The 15,835-nt window shown below is 61.9% G+C and carries 11 protein-coding genes; 9 read left to right on the top strand and 2 right to left on the bottom strand.

Annotation, left to right across the window (positions count from 1 at the left end; translation table 11 throughout):
- Positions 1–3,860 (top strand): type I secretion C-terminal target domain-containing protein (locus tag AC3WR3_RS20070; RefSeq protein ID WP_492293178.1); only part of this gene is annotated, 3,860 nt, incomplete at its 5' end.
- Positions 3,861–4,049: 189 nt separating this feature from the next.
- Here AC3WR3_RS20070 and mdtH read toward each other — a convergent pair.
- Positions 4,050–5,243 carry a multidrug efflux MFS transporter MdtH gene (mdtH, locus tag AC3WR3_RS20065; RefSeq protein WP_139435952.1) on the bottom strand — a complete coding sequence of 398 codons (1,194 nt, stop codon included), beginning with the start codon at positions 5,241–5,243 and terminating at the stop codon, positions 4,050–4,052.
- A 208-nt stretch (positions 5,244–5,451) separates the two neighbouring features.
- Between mdtH and AC3WR3_RS20060 the strand changes: the two genes are divergently transcribed.
- Complete coding sequence (locus AC3WR3_RS20060; protein WP_025325890.1) at positions 5,452–6,351, top strand: LysR family transcriptional regulator; 900 nt, start codon at positions 5,452–5,454, stop codon at positions 6,349–6,351.
- A gap of 48 nt (positions 6,352–6,399) precedes the next feature.
- Here the strand turns inward: AC3WR3_RS20060 and AC3WR3_RS20055 are convergent, their stop codons facing one another.
- Positions 6,400–8,169, bottom strand: coding sequence for a M4 family metallopeptidase (locus tag AC3WR3_RS20055; RefSeq protein WP_492293176.1), 1,770 nt, complete (start codon positions 8,167–8,169; stop codon positions 6,400–6,402).
- Between the two features lie 348 nt (positions 8,170–8,517).
- Here AC3WR3_RS20055 and AC3WR3_RS20050 point away from each other — a divergent pair, with 348 nt between their 5' ends.
- From AC3WR3_RS20050 to AC3WR3_RS20020, 7 genes are all read left to right on the top strand, one after another.
- Positions 8,518–9,078, top strand: a complete 561-nt coding sequence (locus tag AC3WR3_RS20050; RefSeq protein WP_492293174.1) for a GNAT family N-acetyltransferase — start codon at positions 8,518–8,520, stop codon at positions 9,076–9,078.
- Positions 9,079–9,139: 61 nt separating this feature from the next.
- Complete coding sequence (gene rimJ / locus AC3WR3_RS20045) at positions 9,140–9,691, top strand: ribosomal protein S5-alanine N-acetyltransferase (protein ID WP_139436032.1); 552 nt, start codon at positions 9,140–9,142, stop codon at positions 9,689–9,691.
- 221 nt (positions 9,692–9,912) lie between these two features.
- On the top strand, positions 9,913–11,019 hold the full coding sequence (locus AC3WR3_RS20040; RefSeq protein ID WP_139435958.1) for a 1-acyl-sn-glycerol-3-phosphate acyltransferase: 1,107 nt from the start codon (positions 9,913–9,915) through the stop codon (positions 11,017–11,019).
- Between the two features lie 300 nt (positions 11,020–11,319).
- A complete protein-coding gene (locus AC3WR3_RS20035) occupies positions 11,320–11,790 on the top strand; it encodes a NanQ anomerase/TabA/YiaL family protein (RefSeq protein WP_025325895.1) in 471 nt (156 codons plus the stop codon).
- A 319-nt stretch (positions 11,791–12,109) separates the two neighbouring features.
- Positions 12,110–13,309, top strand: coding sequence for an acetate kinase (locus tag AC3WR3_RS20030; RefSeq protein WP_492293171.1), 1,200 nt, complete (start codon positions 12,110–12,112; stop codon positions 13,307–13,309).
- Positions 13,310–13,440: 131 nt separating this feature from the next.
- Complete coding sequence (locus AC3WR3_RS20025; RefSeq protein WP_139435964.1) at positions 13,441–14,682, top strand: mechanosensitive ion channel family protein; 1,242 nt, start codon at positions 13,441–13,443, stop codon at positions 14,680–14,682.
- A gap of 174 nt (positions 14,683–14,856) precedes the next feature.
- Positions 14,857–15,783 carry a L,D-transpeptidase family protein gene (locus AC3WR3_RS20020; RefSeq protein WP_139435966.1) on the top strand — a complete coding sequence of 309 codons (927 nt, stop codon included), beginning with the start codon at positions 14,857–14,859 and terminating at the stop codon, positions 15,781–15,783.
- The last annotated feature ends 52 nt before the right edge of the window (positions 15,784–15,835 follow it).

Below are 15,835 nucleotides of genomic sequence, written 5' to 3'. Positions count from 1 at the left end.
CCGACGGCGGCAAGACCTGGAGCGCCACCTTCACCCCGGATGCGAACTTTGAGGGCACCGCCTCGGTCGCCGTCAAGGCGCAGAGCTACACCGATCTGGCGGGCAACAAGGGCACCGGCGGCAGCGACAGCGCGGCCACCGACACTCATGCACCCAATGCCCCGACCGTGGTCATCGTGGATGACGTGAACAACGACCAGATGCTGACCAAGGCCGAGATCGGCAACGATCAGATCCAGGTGCGTGCCGGGGTCAACCATGCTGATCTCGTTGCGGGTGGCAAGGTGACGCTGACCATCAACAATGGCGCCGTCAGCAATACGGTTGAACTGACGTTGAAAGCCGATGGCACGCTGCAATCGAGCAATGGCAAGAGCTATGGCTATCAAAACGGCACCATCAGCTGGACTGAAGCGACCCCGGGCAATGGGAAATCGTTGACGGTGACCGCGACCCAGACCGACCAGGCGGGCAACACCTCCCTGCCGGGTAGCGATACTGCGCTGGTATTGGCAGTCCCCGTCACTGCCGGCGGCTACGCCAGTGGTGCCGAAGACAGCGCGCTTTCCCTGAAATGGGGTGATTTCAAGGCCAGCGATGCCGATACGCCAGATACTCAGCTGTCGATCAAGATCACCTCACTGCCAGCCGATGGCTTGCTTCAGTACAAGGATGCTGACGGTAAATGGCAGACAGTGACACAGGCTCTGGTTAATAGCGGGCTGACATTCAGCAAGGGGGATATTGATGCGGGCAAGCTGCAGTTCTTGCCTGATCTTCATGAGTCAAGCTCGGCTGCGGGCAACAATGGTGGGGCTTCAGGCAACAAGCTTGGCGATTATGCCGCCTTCGATTACCAGGTCAGCGATGGTGTCAATTCCAGTGACAACGCCAAGTTCGTTATTGATATCAAGCCCGTCGTTGATGGCGTGACACTCAAGGTTGAGCTGGTGAGTGGCGGTTTGACCCCGGGTGCGGCGAAAGTGGAAGAGATCCTGGACTCCTTGCAAGGCAAGAATCCATCATCGAACCCGACCGGGGGGAATGATTATCTGGTTTCCAGCAATGGCAACTGGGTAGATGGCGGGGCTGGCAACGACACGATCAAGTTCGGCAGCGGGACAAGCTTCCAGGCTATCGGTGGGGCCGGCAACGACACCCTGATCGGTGGGGCTAACGTCAATGAGCACCTGATTGGCGGTGACGGAGATGACATTCTGATCGGTGGCAAGAATGCGACGTCCTCGGTCAAGCTGCAGGGGGATGGGGGCAACGATACGCTCATCTCTCAAAGTCTGAAGGCAACCACCTCCTATTACGGTGGTGATGGCCAGGATGTTGCCTACATGCCCGGCTCTATGAAGGCGCTGAAACTGATCATGACCGGTTTGCCCAACAGCTGCGACTACCGGCTTGTCTATACGGACCCTGTCACTGGGGGGGTGACCAACCATGACTTCTACAGTGTCGAGATCCTCTATCTGCAAGATGGCAAGTACGAGTTTGAGGGTGGCCAGCTGAGCAAGGTTGCCGACCTTGCAACCCTGAAGATAGATGCTGACTTGATAGACACAGACGGTAGCGAGCGCTTTACCGAGCTGACCATCAAGGGACTGCCGCAGGGGGCTGAGCTCTCCGGCGGTACTCTGCAGGCTGACGGCAGTTGGAAGGTGCCAGCCAGCATGCTGGATCAGGATGGCAAATTGTCGCTGCAGGTTGAACTGCCGGTCGGTAGCCAGAATATCAAGGTTACCGTTGTGGCGGGTTCACAAGAGTACGACATGAATGGTCAACCTATCTCGGGTGAAGTGAAATTTACCGAGGCAGACGCCGGCTTCATGATCAAACCGGCCAATCCGAATGGTGACAACACAGTTGATGGTGGCGGTGGTGATGATGTGCTGCTGGGGGATATAGGTGGCATCAAGGCGTCGGTCGAGCCTGGCAAGAATTACAATGTCGCCTTGATTGTGGATACCTCAGGCAGCATGAAATATGGCCTGAATGGGAATCAGGATCCCAGCTCAGGTCAGGATCGGATGACACTGACGATCAATGCACTGAAAGTATTGGCCAACCAGCTTGCCAGCCACGATGGCGTGGTCAACGTGACGCTGATCGGTTTCGCCGGGTCGGCCAGCAATATGTTGAAGATCGAAGATCTCAACTCGGCAAACCTGCAGACGCTGATCAACAAGATCACGACCCTGTCTGCCAATGGGGCGACCAACTACGAGGATGCCTTCATCAAGGCGACCGAGTGGTTCAATACCAAGCCGGGTAGCGGGACAGGCCTGAAATTCGAAAACCTGACCTACTTCCTGACCGATGGCGATCCCACTGTGCACAACGGCGACTCCTCGTCTGGTGGTACCACGAATGATGCCGACATGCAGAAGGCAATCGATGCCTTTACATCTCTGTCGGGGTTGAGCGAGGTCAAGGCGATTGGCATAGGTACCGGTGTGACGGAGGGTAACCTGAAGTATTTCGACAATACCCAGGTGACCGGCCCGGGGAGCCAGTATGGCCAGTCGCAAATATTGAATGACTTCTCGAATAATAGCGGTGTGTGGAGAGCGGGCAGTTGGGGTAAAGCTGGCGATAGCTCCGGCACCGTTGCGAGAGACAACGACAAGATTGAGTTGACTGATAAAGCCTCTTCCGGTGCGTCGATCTTTACCAGTGCAACACTGGCGGTCGCTGCAGGTAATGGCATCCGCTTTGATTTGTCTACAGATAGCGATTTTTCTTCCGGTGACAGCTTCTCAGTGCAGCTACAACGCTGGAATGGCTCGAGCTGGGTCAATGTCGGCAGTGCCGTGAGTGCGACCGGGACCATCAACAGTGGTCCTCTGGCCGCTGGCGACTATCGCTATGTCTTTACATTAAATGATATAGATGATGGTTGGAGTTGGGGTCAGGGTTGGGATAACACATCGGCCACGCTGGTGATTGATAACCTCACCAAGGTGACGGACTACCCGCCGATCGGTCAACCCGACATTATCACCAAGGCCGAAGATCTTCAGGCCGTGCTTGTGGGTGGCTCGGTGACGAATACTCCCGCAGAGGTTGGTTCGGATACGGTCAATGGCGGTGCAGGCAACGACATCCTGTTTGGCGATGCCATCAACACCGATTATCTACCCTGGGGGGCGGCGGGCAATCCGGCTAAGCCGACGGACTGGGTCAATGGCAAGGGGCTGGATGGCTTGACCCAGTTCCTGACCTTGAAGAACGGGTATGCACCCAGCACCGTAGAGCTGTACGAATATATCAAAGCCAATGCCAAGTCATTTGATGTGGCGGGTGATACTCGTGGCGGCCATGACAAGCTGTATGGAGGCCTGGGAGACGACATCCTCTTCGGCCAGGGGGGTAACGACGAACTTTCCGGTGATGCAGGCAACGACACCCTGTACGGCGGGACCGGCAACGACGTGCTGAGCGGCGGCCTTGGCAACGACATCCTGATCGGTGGGGGTGGCGACGACATCCTGAAGGGGGATGCGGGATCCGATACCTTCACCTGGCTGAAGGGGGACACGGTCGCAGGCTCCGTTGCCAAGGACTATGTCGTCGACTTCTCCAAGTCGGAAGGGGACAAGCTGGATCTGAGCGACCTGCTCGACAGCGATGGCAGCAAGAACCAGACCACCCTGAAGAGCCTGCTCTCTGTGTTCCAGGACAGCGAAGGAGTGCACCTGCAGGTGAAGGAGAGCAGCGCGGCACCTGTGACCCAGGAGATAGTGCTGGTGAATCACACCTTCGACACTCTGACGGGAGGAGCGGGATCCACGGCCAATCAGGTCATCGACTACATGTTGAACAACAATCTGCTGGATATCGACAAGTAACCCAGCCAGATGGACACAAAGCGGCAGAGCAATCTGCCGCTTTTTTTATGTGCGTCATTCGGTCTGTGGGGTGGAGGAAAGAGGGGGCAGCCAAGGGGAGGGGGCGCCGGTCCTGTGTTGCCGCATAAAAGAAGGGCGCCACCTCGAACGAGGGGCGCCCCGGGGTCATCCGCATTGTGTGCTCAAGGATCAGGCATTGACCTGGGCCAGGCGGGAATCGCGTTGAAAGCAGTTCACCAGCAGCAGCAGGGTGGTGACGCCGACGGTGCCGAGCACCAGCCAGGGCAGCCAGGGCTGGCCCTGGGCCATGGCGTAGTCGTGCAGGGCGCCGCCCCCCACGTACCCCGTCATGCCACCCAGCGCCAGACCAAGGCGACTGAAGCCCATGTAGCTGCCCCGCGCCCCCGGCTGGGCCAGTTTGGTCATCAGGGTTTCCCGCGCCGGCTCGGCGATGACGATGCCGAGATAGAAGCAGGCGAGCAGCAGGAAGACAGCAGGCAAGGTGGTGGCAAAGGCCACCAGCCCGATGCCTGCCGTCATCAGCAGCACCCCCGCCATCAGGCGGTTTTCCAGCTTGAAGTGGCGCTCGCCGTAGCGGGCAAGGGGGTAGAGCAGGGCCAGGGAGATGGCCGTCTCCAGGGTATACATCCAGCCCACCGCCGTGGTGCTGCCCGCCATCTGCTTGACCAGGATGGGGAAGATCAGCATCACCTGTACCCAGAGCGCGTAGTAGCCGCTCAGGATCAGCACCAGCCGGCAGAACGCCTTGTCCGCCAGCACCTGGCCGAGGCCTGTCCGGATCGGGGTCGGCCGCAGGGAGAGCTTGTAGGGGGGCAGGATCAGCAGGTTGCACAGGGCGGCGCAGACGAACAGACCGGCTCCCAGCAGGCAGACATATTCAAAGTCGAAGTTGAGCAGCCAGCTGCCGAGCAGGGCCCCCACCACGGCGCCGGCGCTCTCCAGCATCATCAGCAGGGAGATGTAGCGGCCGCGCTCCCGCGGGCGGGTGAATTTGATCACCAGGGCGGCGCGGGGGGGATCGAACAGGCAGCCGCCGAGCCCAGAGATGATGCAGGAGACAATGAGTTCCAGCCCGCTCTGGGCATAGGCCAGGCTGGCAAAGCCCAGCGCCCGCAGCAGCATGCCGCAGACAATGAGGGGGCGAGCCCCGAACTTGTCGGCCAGCGAGCCGCCGAAGACCCCCAGCCCCTGCTGGGTCAATTGACGCAGCCCCAGCGCCAGCCCGACCACACCGGCGGCCCAGCCAAGCTGATCCACGAATCGCAGGCTGATCATGGGCATCACCACGAAGAACCCCAGGATCACCAAGAGGGAATCCAATGCCAAGAACCACCGCCCCAACCGCCTCGCCCGCTCCACCATGACCCTTATACCCCTGCTTGCTTCGATGACATTATTTGTTGTGTACTCATTATCCGAATGGCGCCGTCACCAAACAGAGCCAAGGGCGACGATAAGTCCCTGACTCGCTGGCGTTCTGCCATTTCACGACGATTGATGCTGCTATTCTGGTGGGGCTCCAGATATAGTGGTAGCCGACAACTGGCTATATTTCATATTGGATTTGGTTATGGCTGTGACACTCGATGATTTGCAATTGCTGCTGGATGTGGCCAACCGTGGCAGCTTCAGCAAGGTGGCGGCCATTCGCGGCTGGTCACAACCCATGGTGAGCCAGCGGATCGCCGTGCTGGAGCAGGAGCTGGGACAGTCCCTGTTCCGCCGTCACCGCCGTGGCGCCACCCCCACACCGGCCTGCGAGCAGTTTCTGCCGGCGGCCACCAGTGCGTTGAGTGCCCTGGAGGGGGGGCGACTGGCGATGCAGGGGGCACCGGCCCTGCCGCGGATCCGGCTCTCCTGTCTCCCCTCCCTGACCACTGTGGTGTTTGGTCCCCTGCTGCTGGCCCTGGTGGACGAGGCCTTCGAGATCCGCTGCAGCACGGATCACTCCGGTGTCATCATGCAGGAGCTGCTGACCGGCGAGACAGACGTCGGCTTCATCCTCAAGTGTCCCGCCATCGCGGGCATCCAGCTCGAGCTGCTCTATCGCTCCCCCATCATCGCCGTGGCCTGCGCCACCCATCCGCTGGCCGGACGGCAGGGGCTGACCCTGCAGGACATCGCCAACGAGCGGCTGGCCCCCCAGCAGTGGGGCACCGGCTGTGACGAGCTGATCCTGCAGCTGCGGCTGCTGCGCCAGGTGGCGAGCCCGCTGCACGCCATCCAGCCCGCCAGTGCGGCGCGGGAGCTGGCGCTGGAGCATGGCTTCATCACCCTGATGCCGGCGCTCGCCATCACCCGGGATCTGGAGTTTGGCCGTCTGGTGAAACTGGATGTGACGGATCTTCCGCCGGATCACTGGGATGTGATGATGGCCTGGCGCAGCGGCAAGCGGCCCAATCCCGCCAAGGAGCGGGTGCTGGAGGCGGCGCGCACCCTGGCCCGGCGCTGGTCGGGCAAGCCCGCATGAAAAAAGCGCCGGACAAGTCCGGCGCTCTCCCTTCACTGACATTCGGGATCAGTAGCTGGCCTTGAGGCTCACCCCCGAGAAGGCACTGAAGCCGCTCAACTGCACGTGCCAGGTGCCCGCCTTGGGCGAGTTCAGGGTGCAGGTCTCGGCGTTGCCGCTCTTGTAGGGGCGGCAGTCATAGCTGCTGCTGGTCGGCACGCTGCCGAACTTCACGTAGAGATCTGCATCCCCGCTGCCGCCGCTGCTGGTCACCACCAGCTGGCTTCTGCCGGCGGGCACCTCGATGGTGTAGTTCAGCTTGCCCCCCTTGGTGGCGGTGAGATTGGTCACGGCGACCCCGTTTTGCAGCACGTTGCCGGGTTGGGGCGTGGCGCCGCAGCTGGCGTTGACCCCGACCGCACTGAAGGCAGCCGCCACGTCGCTCAGGCTGTAGCCGAGATCGGTGGCCGCCCTGGTCACGCCGCAGGCACCCTGGTCGAAGGTGGTGTTGGGGCCCCAGTAGAGGCGGTTGGCCAGCACGAACACCTCGAATGCCTTGCGGGTTTGCCAGCCGCTGGTGTTGGCCAGCAGGTAGAAGGCGCGGTTGTAGACCCCGGAGCTGTGGTGCACGTCGATGCCGTCATAGTAATCGCTGGCATGGCCGATGGAGCTGCCGTCCCGGGTCGGATCCTCGAAGTAGCGCAGGGAGCCGTTGCCCTTGAAGATCTGGGCCCCCACCAGCCAGTCGTTGCTGCCCTTCATGTAGTTTTCTGCCGCTTCCCCCGCCATGTCGGAGAAGGCCTCGTTGATGCCGCCCGACTGACCCGAGTAGACCAGGCCCGAGTTCTGCTCGGTGAAGCCGTGGCTCACCTCGTGGGCCGCCACGTCCAGGCTCACCAGGGGGTAGAAGGTGGTGGCGCCGTCGCCGAAGGTCATCTGGCTGCCGTCCCAGAAGGCATTCTCGTAGTTGCGGCTGTAGTGCACCCGCATCTTGAGCTTGAAGCTGAGCGGCGCCGTGTTGTACCAGTTACGGTACATGTCGAACACCACGTTGCCGAAGTAGTGGGCATCGTTGAGGGGGGAGTAGGCGCCGTTGATCTCCTTGACCGTGTTCTCCGGGCAGCTGAACTGGTGCACCGCCCCCCCACTGGTGGCGTGGTTGAGGTTGATGGTGTCCACGTTGGTGCTGCTCATGCGGCAGCTGTCGTCCACCTTGAGGGGACCAAAATCGGCGCCATAGAAGTACTTGCCGGTCTTGACGTTGCCCCCCGGGCCTGTGGCGTCCTTGTGGTTGATCCCCTCCCAGCGCTTGAGCTCGCTGCCGGTCTGGGCGTCGATCATCACGAAGGGGCGGCTCGGCTCCTTGCTGGCGGCGAGCCAGGAGACCAGATAGACCAGCCTGGCCTGACCGGTCTCATCCTGCATCACGAACAGCTTGACCTGTTCGTTGCTCCCCTTGGCGCCGCTGCGGGCCTTGAGGGCGGCATCGCTGGCAGAGAGGGCGACGGCCGGGCCCGTCAGGTCGGCATCTATCTTGCGCAGCATGGTGCCGGACACCTGGTTGACCTGGCCCCCCAGGGCCTGATCGGCCACCAGCACCTGGCCCCACACCGGAATACCCTGCCAGGTCTGCTCATAGCGTATCCGCTGCTGGCCATTGGGCAGCGTCACCGCCCGCACCTTGCGAAACTCGCCATCCCCTGCGGCGAGGGCGCCGATCCTGGCGGCGCCGCTCACCGCGCCGGGCAGGTCGGAGACCTGGTTCACTTCCACCTGTTCTGCCGCCATGGCGGCGCTTCCCCAGCAGGCCAGCATGACGGCCAAATAGACTTTGTTCATCTCGTCTTTCCTTAGTCGATGAAGATTACACGCCGGGTCCGTTGCCCGGCGCTCTTACACTAGTGCGCCGGTCTGAAATAACTGCCTGTCATTTGTGACAGAGCAGCATAAAGGCGTAGCAGATCTGACTGTTGCCATCCGTGGCTGCTGAAAGTCGTCATTAACCTGGTGACTTGTGCCAATGAAAGGGCTGATTGCTGCAAGGCTGAAAATAGTGCCCAAATGGGCACATCCATATGGGGATTGCCTGCCGGTGAAAGGCACCGAAAGTCCTTGGCAAACAAGGGATTGATTGACTACATTGGCTCCCATGACGGCGGGTGCCGGACCAAAGGCGGGGGAGGAGCAATGTTTTCATGGCAACTGGATGACGAGCTGGCGCTTCTGTTTCTGCAACCCGACATGGCCAGCGAACTCTTTCGCCTCTGCCAGCGTAATCGCGACTATCTCTCCCAGTGGCTGCCCTGGGTGCCCCATATCCAGCAGCCCTCTGACAGCGCCACCTTCATTCGCCACGCCATCGAGAAATTTGCCCGGGGCGAGGGGCTGACCACCGCCATCGAGTATCAGGGGGAGGTGGTGGGTGTCATCGGTTACAACCAGATCGATCAGGGGCTGGCCAAGGCCAGCATCGGCTACTGGCTGGCGGAGCGCTGGCAGGGCAACGGCATCATCACCCGGGCCTGCCAGGCCCTGATCCATCACGCCTTCGAGGAGATGGGGATGGAGAAGGTGGAGATCAGCGCCGCGCTGGAGAACGAGCCCAGCCGGGCGGTGTGCGAGCGGCTCGGCATGCAGCAGGAGGGGATCACCCGGCGGGCGGAGCGGCTGGCGGACAGGGTGGTGGATCACGTCCACTACGGTCTGCTGCGGGATGACTGGCTCAGGCTGCGGGAAAGGGATCACTGATGGGGTCCAGGCCCTGCCAGGTCGCTGGCGCCATGCCTAGCCAGCATGGGGAGGCACAGTGCTGACCCTGCCCCATATCACCACGGCCCGCACCCGGCTGACCGTCCTTCCCCCGGAGCGGGCCGAGTTGATGCTGGATTTCTACCTGCGCAACCGCACCCATCTGCAGCCCTGGGAGCCGAGACGGGACGAGAGCTTCTATACCCTGGGTCACTGGCAGGGGCGGCTGCGCGACGGTTACGGCCAGTTTTTCGACGGCAGTGCCGTGCAACTGGTGGCGCTCGATCCCAAAGGGGAGCGGGTGCTCGCCACCTGCAACTTCACCCACATCATGATGGGCATGTTCAAGGCATGCCATCTGGGCTATGCCATCGACCAGGCCCATGAGGGGCAGGGGCTGATGCAGGAGGTGGTGACCGCAGGCATCGACTACCTGTTTCGGGAGCGCGACCTGCACCGCATCATGGCGAGCTACATGCCGGTGAACCGGCGCAGCGGCGCCCTGCTGGCGCGTCTCGGGTTTGAGCGGGAAGGCTATGCCCGGGACTATCTGATGATCAACGGCCGCTGGGAGGACCACGTCCTCACCGCGCTGCTCAATCCGGCTGGTTGAGGAGTCGGTGGCTTTCTCCGGGCGGGGCCAGTCCCTCGTCAAGCCGTTGGCGCAGGCCGTCCCGGATCCTGGTTATCCAGGTTCTCTCGGCTTTTTCACGGCAAGATCGCACTATCTGTATGCCTCTCATACCCCCGACCCCAAAAGCGTGTAAAATTGCGCCCTGAATTTTCCCGGCCAGCAGCAGCTGGTCGCGACTCCATACATGCAAGGCTGACATTGTGACAGAAGTAGATAGATTCGCGGACATTCGCCCCTATCGCGATGACGAAGTGCCGGCTGCCATCGAGCGGCTGATCCAAGATGACGAGTTTATCGGCGCCATCGCCAAATACCGTTTCGGTTCCCTGATGAGCTGGCTGGGCTGGGCCATTCGCCCGCTGATCCGCCAGTTCCTGCGCCACAAGTGGGCCAAGGTCAGCACCGTTCATCAGGTGCAGATGGGGGTGACCCGTTACATGAGCCGCATGATAGCCACTTCCACCCAGGGGGTGAGCTTCTCCGGCCTCGAGCATCTGAAGAAGGAGCAGGGCTATCTGTTCGTCTCCAACCACAGGGACATCGCCATGGATCCGGCGTTCGTCAACTGGGGGCTGCACACCCATGGCTTCGACACCGTGCGCATCGCCATCGGCGACAACCTGCTGCGCAAGCCCTGCGCCACCGAGCTGATGAAGCTCAACAAGAGCTTCATCGTCAAGCGCTCCGCCAAGGGGCCGCGGGAGATGATGAAGGCCCTCGGCGAGCTGTCTGCCTACATAGGCCAGTCGGTGCACGAGGGGCACTCCATCTGGATCGCCCAGAAGGAAGGGCGCGCCAAGAACGGGGACGACAAGACGGATCCGGCCATCCTCAAGATGTTCTACGTGGACGGCAAGAAGCAGAAGATCGACTTCGTCGACTACATGCGCAGCCTCAACATAGTGCCGGTCAGCATCAGCTACGAGCTGGACCCCACCGACAAGGCCAAGGCGCGGGAGCTCTACGAGAAGTCGGTCAACGGCAGCTACGAGAAGGGCGAGTTCGAGGACATCGAGAGCATAGTCGCCGGCATCGTCGGCCAGAAGGGGCGGGTACATGTCTCCTTCGGCGCCCCCATCACCGAGGGCTTCAGCGATCCGGACGAACTGGCCGCACTCATCGACAAGGCGATCTGGAGCAGCTACCGCCTCTTCCCGGGCAACTACCTGGCCGCAGATGTGCCCGGCAAGGCCAGCACCATAGAGCAGACCGCCTTCCTGACCCGCCAGTCGGAGGTGCCGGAAGAGCACAAGGCCATCTGGCGTGCCATGTACGCCAAGCCGGTGGAGAACGCCAGCAAGGTTTGAATGACGCCGATTCGGTGAAAAAAACGGGAGCAGATGCTCCCGTTTTTGCGTCTGGTCAAAGTCGGTGGCAATGGAGTAGTGAATAATATTGTTTCAACTGGTACGATCATCGGGTGAATGAGCGGGTATCTCTTGGCAAGGGGCGGGCGACTGTGCAACAGTGACCCGGCGCCAACAAGACGAACCAGGCGCTCTTCGAGTCTGCACGGATGGCAGACGACGCTGAATAAGGACCTTTAGGGGTCCTTTTTCATTGATGGACAAAGATAGACGGCAGATATACCTAAGGATGCGAACCCCATGATCACCGGCAGTCTGGATACCTTGCAACGCACCCCCTTGCCCGCGCCCCTGGCCCGCATCATGGCCGAGGTGGTGAAGAGCCTTGCCCACTGGCGTGAGGCGCCGCTTGGCAAGCAGGACATAGACGGCCTCAAGCTGTTCTGCCTGGTGAGCGAGGCGCTGACCGAGCCGGTCGCGGATCGCCGCGGCGAGTTTCATGAGCAGTATCTGGACATCCAGCTGCTGCTGCGGGGGGAGGAGTGGATCGGCGTCGGGCCCCATGCCTATGTGAGCGACGGCGCCGATCATCCCCACCCCGATCTCTGGTTCGTCGATGACGACCAGACCAGTTATCTGGCGTTGCAGCCCGGCGACTTTGCCATCTTCTGGCCGGGAGAACTGCATCGCCCTCTCTGTACCCTGACCACCCCGGGCTTGGTCAAGAAGCTGGTTGTCAAGGTTCACCAGTCGCTGCTGACCTCGGTCTGAGCCGCAGCGCCGGATGCCCGGGCGCCTGCCACGACAGGGCCGCCGCTCGGTCCGTCCCGAATCGATGATTCGACGAGTGTGCCTGCCGAAAGGTCGGCGCCAGAGAGTTTGAAAGGATAAGCGCGCCAGGCCCAGAGTTGGCGGTCGGCGCCAGAGAGTTTGAAAGGATAAGCGCGCCAGACTATGAGTCGGCGCCAGACAGTTTGAAAAATTGGGCGCACTTTCCTGCGACCATAACGCCCCCGGCAGGGGAATCCCATCCACTTCTGGATGACACGACACTGTCGGCATAAAGCCGAAGCACAGGAAGATGTAGAACATGAGCAAGTTGGTATTGATCCTTAACTGCGGTAGCTCTTCCCTGAAATTTGCCGTAATGGACGCCGAAACAGGTGAGGACATGCTGTCCGGCCTGGCCGAATGCTTCAATCTGGATGACGCACGTATCAAATGGAAACTCCACGGAGTCAAGGGCGAAGCCATGCTGGGCGCCGGTGCCGCGCACCAGGCCGCCCTTGACCACATAGTGGGTCACATCCTGCCCCAGGATCCGACACTCGCCGAGCAGCTGGTCGCCATCGGCCACCGCATCGTGCACGGTGGCGAGCAGTTCTCCCGCTCCGTGCGCATCGATGATGGCGTCATCGCCGGCATCGAGGCCGCCATTCCGTTCGCCCCCCTGCACAACCCGGCGCACCTCATCGGCATCCGCGCCGCCCTCAAGGTCTTCCCGGCCCTGGCCGAGAAGAACGTGGCCGTGTTCGACACCGCCTTCCACCAGACCTTGCCGCAGGAAGCCTACCTCTACGCGCTGCCCTACAAGCTCTACCAGGAGAACGGCATCCGTCGTTACGGCGCCCACGGCACCTCTCACCGCTTCATCGCCGAAGAGACCGCCAAGGCACTGGGCAAGCCGCTGTCCGAGCTCAACATCATCAACTGCCATCTGGGCAACGGTGCCTCCGTCTGCGCCATCCGAAACGGCGAGTCCGTCGATACCTCCATGGGCCTGACCCCGCTGGAAGGGCTGGCGATGGGCACCCGCTCTGGCGATATCGACCCTGCTGTCGTCTTCTTCATGCACGACCAGCTCGGCTACAGCGTGGACGAGATCAACCAGGTGCTGACCCGCGAGTCCGGTCTGCTGGGCATGACCGAGGCGAGCAGCGACTGCCGCTACGTCACCAGCAACTACGCCACCGACGCCGGCGCCAAGCGGGCGCTGGATGTCTTCACCTACCGGGTGGCCAAGTATATCGGGGCCTATGCCGCCGCCATGGACGGTCGTCTGGACGCCCTGGTGTTCACCGGCGGGATCGGCGAGAACGCCGCCATGGTGCGCGAGATGGTGCTGGCGCGGCTGGCCCTGTTCGGCTTCAAGATCGACAAGGAGGCCAACAACGCCGCGGTGTTGGGTGGTGAAGGCCCCATCACGGCCGAAGGCAGCCGCCTGGCCCTGGTGATGCCCACCAACGAGGAGCTGGTCATCGCTCGCGATGCCCTGAGCCTGGTCGGTTAGGCCACCTCGCAGCGAATCAACGCCCGGCCTCTGCCGGGCGTTGTCGTTTCGGGGCTCGTTGAGCAAGCTGTCATTTGACATGGGGGGCCAGATACGTACCCTGACCGCAGTTTCACGTCGCAGAGGTAGAGATGAAGGAGATATTTTTCAACTGGTTGTCCGGTCTCGGGGTGGAGGTCACCGCCATGATGGCGCTGGTGATCGCCCTGGGCTTCATCGTGCTGACCGGGTTGGCACTGCACCTGGTGCTGCACCGCATCCTGCTGGTGCGCCTGGTGGGGCTGCTCGGCAAGACCAAGCAGGTGTGGCTGCCGCCCCAGTTGCAGCAGCGGCTCTTCTACCGGCTCGCCCTGGTGCTGCAGGGGGCCGTGCTGCTCGGCCAGGCGGAGATCTGGCTGCCCAGAGAGTCCGACAGCCTGCAGCTTATCGAGATGCTGGCCCAGCTCTGGATCCTGCTGTTCCTGCTGCTCGCCCTGTTTGCCCTGCTCGACTGCCTGCTGTCGGTGAGCCGCCATACCCGGCTCGGGCGGGATCTGCCCCTGCGCGGCATCTTCCAGGGGGTGAAACTGGTGGCCAGCATCCTGGTCGGCATCCTGATGATAGCCCTGCTGCTCGGCAAGTCGCCGCTCTTCCTGTTCAGCGGCCTGGGGGCCATGACAGCGGTGCTGATGCTGGTGTTCAAGGACCCCATCCTCGGTCTGGTGGCCGGGATCCAGCTCTCCGCCAACCGCATGCTGAGCGTCGGTGACTGGCTGCAGATGGACAAGTACGGCGCCGATGGCGAGGTGACCGACATCGGCCTCACCACGGTCAAGGTGTCGAACTGGGACAAGACCATCACCACCATTCCCACCTATGCCCTCATCTCCGACTCCTTCAAGAACTGGCAGGGGATGACGGAATCCGGTGGCCGGCGCATCAAGCGCAGCGTCAACATCGACATGACCAGCGTGCGCTTCCTGACCGCCGAGGAGCAGTTGCAGCTCAAGCAGGCCAGGTTGCTGGCTCCCTATCTCAGCCGCAAGGAGCAGGAGCTGAGCAGCTACAACCAGCAGCTCAGCGACGCCATCAGCTGCCCCATCAATGGCCGTCACCTCACCAACCTCGGCACCCTGCGCGCCTATCTGGATGCCTACCTGCGTGCCCACCCCGGCATTCGCAAGGACATGACCCTGATGGTGCGCCAGCTGGCACCGACTTCCGACGGCCTGCCGCTGGAGATCTACTGCTTCACGGCGACCACCGCCTGGGCCGATTACGAAGGGATCCAGGCCGATATATTCGACCATATATTCGCCATTATCGGGCAATTTCATCTGCGGTTGCATCAATCCCCAACCGGTTATGACATGCATGCCTGGAAGAACGGGTGATTTGATTCTTGTTGCAGGATGAGGCCAGGGGAAAACGCCATATTAATCATCGACCCGTCACCACGTGTCGGTTGAAATTTGCGGTGCAGAGGAGAAAAATGGCGGCCTTCTCTTCGCCCCGGGCGCGCACGCCCCGGCCAGAGTGCTGAATCACCCCAATATCACAGGAAAGTTATGAAGCTCCTCCACAACACGGCGGCTGCACTGTGCTGCAGCCTGCTCCTGACCGCCACGCCCGTGCTTGCCGTCGAATATGCCCTGCCTGCGGCCAACAGCCGCCTGGTGGGCGAGAACCTGGAATACGTGGTGCCGGCCGAAGAGGCAGGCCAGCCCCTGGAAGCGGCCGCGGCCAAGTTCCAGCTGGGATTGACCAACATGCTGGAAGCCAACCCCAAGGCGGATCCCCTGCTGCTGCAGGCGGGCGAGAAGCTGGTCGTGCCGCACCAGCTGATCCTGCCGGATGCCCCCCGCGAGGGCATAGTGCTGAACGTCGCCGAGATGCGCCTCTACTACTACCCGAAAGGCAAGAAGGTGGTGGAAGTGCTGCCCATCGGCATCGGCCAGCTCGGCACCGACACCCCGGAAGACTGGGTGACCAGCGTGCAGCGCAAGAAGGCGGGCCCGACCTGGACCCCGACCGCCAAGATGCACGCCGAGTACGCCGCCCGTGGCGAGACCCTGCCTGCGGTCTGGCCGGCCGGCCCGGACAACCCCATGGGGCTGTTTGCGCTCTACATCGGCAAGATGTACGCCATCCACGGCACGAATGCCCAGTTCGGCATCGGCCTGCGGGTGAGCCACGGCTGCGTGCGGCTGCGTAACGACGACATCGAGTACCTGTTCAAGCAGGTACCGGTCGGCACCCGTGTCCAGTTTGTGAACCAGCCGATCAAGGCCTCGGTCGAGCCGGATGGTCGTCGCTATCTGGAAGTGCACCAGCCCCTCTCCCGCAGCCAGGAGGAGTTCAACTCCAGCCTGCCGGCACCCTTGCCCATGTCCACTGCGGTGACCCGTTTCATCGCCCACGCGGACAGCGACTCCCAGCTGGTCAAGCAGGCCCTGGAGCAGCGCAGCGGCATGCCCATCGCCATCAACCGCTGATCCGGTTGCCTTCGATGTCGAGCCCCGGCCAAGGTCGGGGCTTTTTTATGAT

This window comes from Aeromonas sp. EU05-FHT14A05 (genome assembly GCF_058791175.1).
Note: the sequence above shows the minus strand (reverse complement) of the source record. Positions and strands in the feature narration are given on the sequence as shown.

Bases quoted from the DNA above. Each gene is read 5' to 3' on its own strand.
- AC3WR3_RS20025 (WP_139435964.1), top strand. From the start codon at position 13,441: ATGAAGGAGATATTTTTCAACTGGTTGTCCGGTCTCGGGGTGGAGGTC.
- AC3WR3_RS20055 (WP_492293176.1), bottom strand. From the start codon at position 8,169: ATGAACAAAGTCTATTTGGCCGTCATGCTGGCCTGCTGGGGAAGCGCC.
- AC3WR3_RS20030 (WP_492293171.1), top strand. From the start codon at position 12,110: ATGAGCAAGTTGGTATTGATCCTTAACTGCGGTAGCTCTTCCCTGAAA.
- AC3WR3_RS20035 (WP_025325895.1), top strand. From the start codon at position 11,320: ATGATCACCGGCAGTCTGGATACCTTGCAACGCACCCCCTTGCCCGCG.
- mdtH (WP_139435952.1), bottom strand. From the start codon at position 5,243: ATGGTGGAGCGGGCGAGGCGGTTGGGGCGGTGGTTCTTGGCATTGGAT.
- AC3WR3_RS20060 (WP_025325890.1), top strand. From the start codon at position 5,452: ATGGCTGTGACACTCGATGATTTGCAATTGCTGCTGGATGTGGCCAAC.
- AC3WR3_RS20050 (WP_492293174.1), top strand. From the start codon at position 8,518: ATGTTTTCATGGCAACTGGATGACGAGCTGGCGCTTCTGTTTCTGCAA.
- AC3WR3_RS20020 (WP_139435966.1), top strand. From the start codon at position 14,857: ATGAAGCTCCTCCACAACACGGCGGCTGCACTGTGCTGCAGCCTGCTC.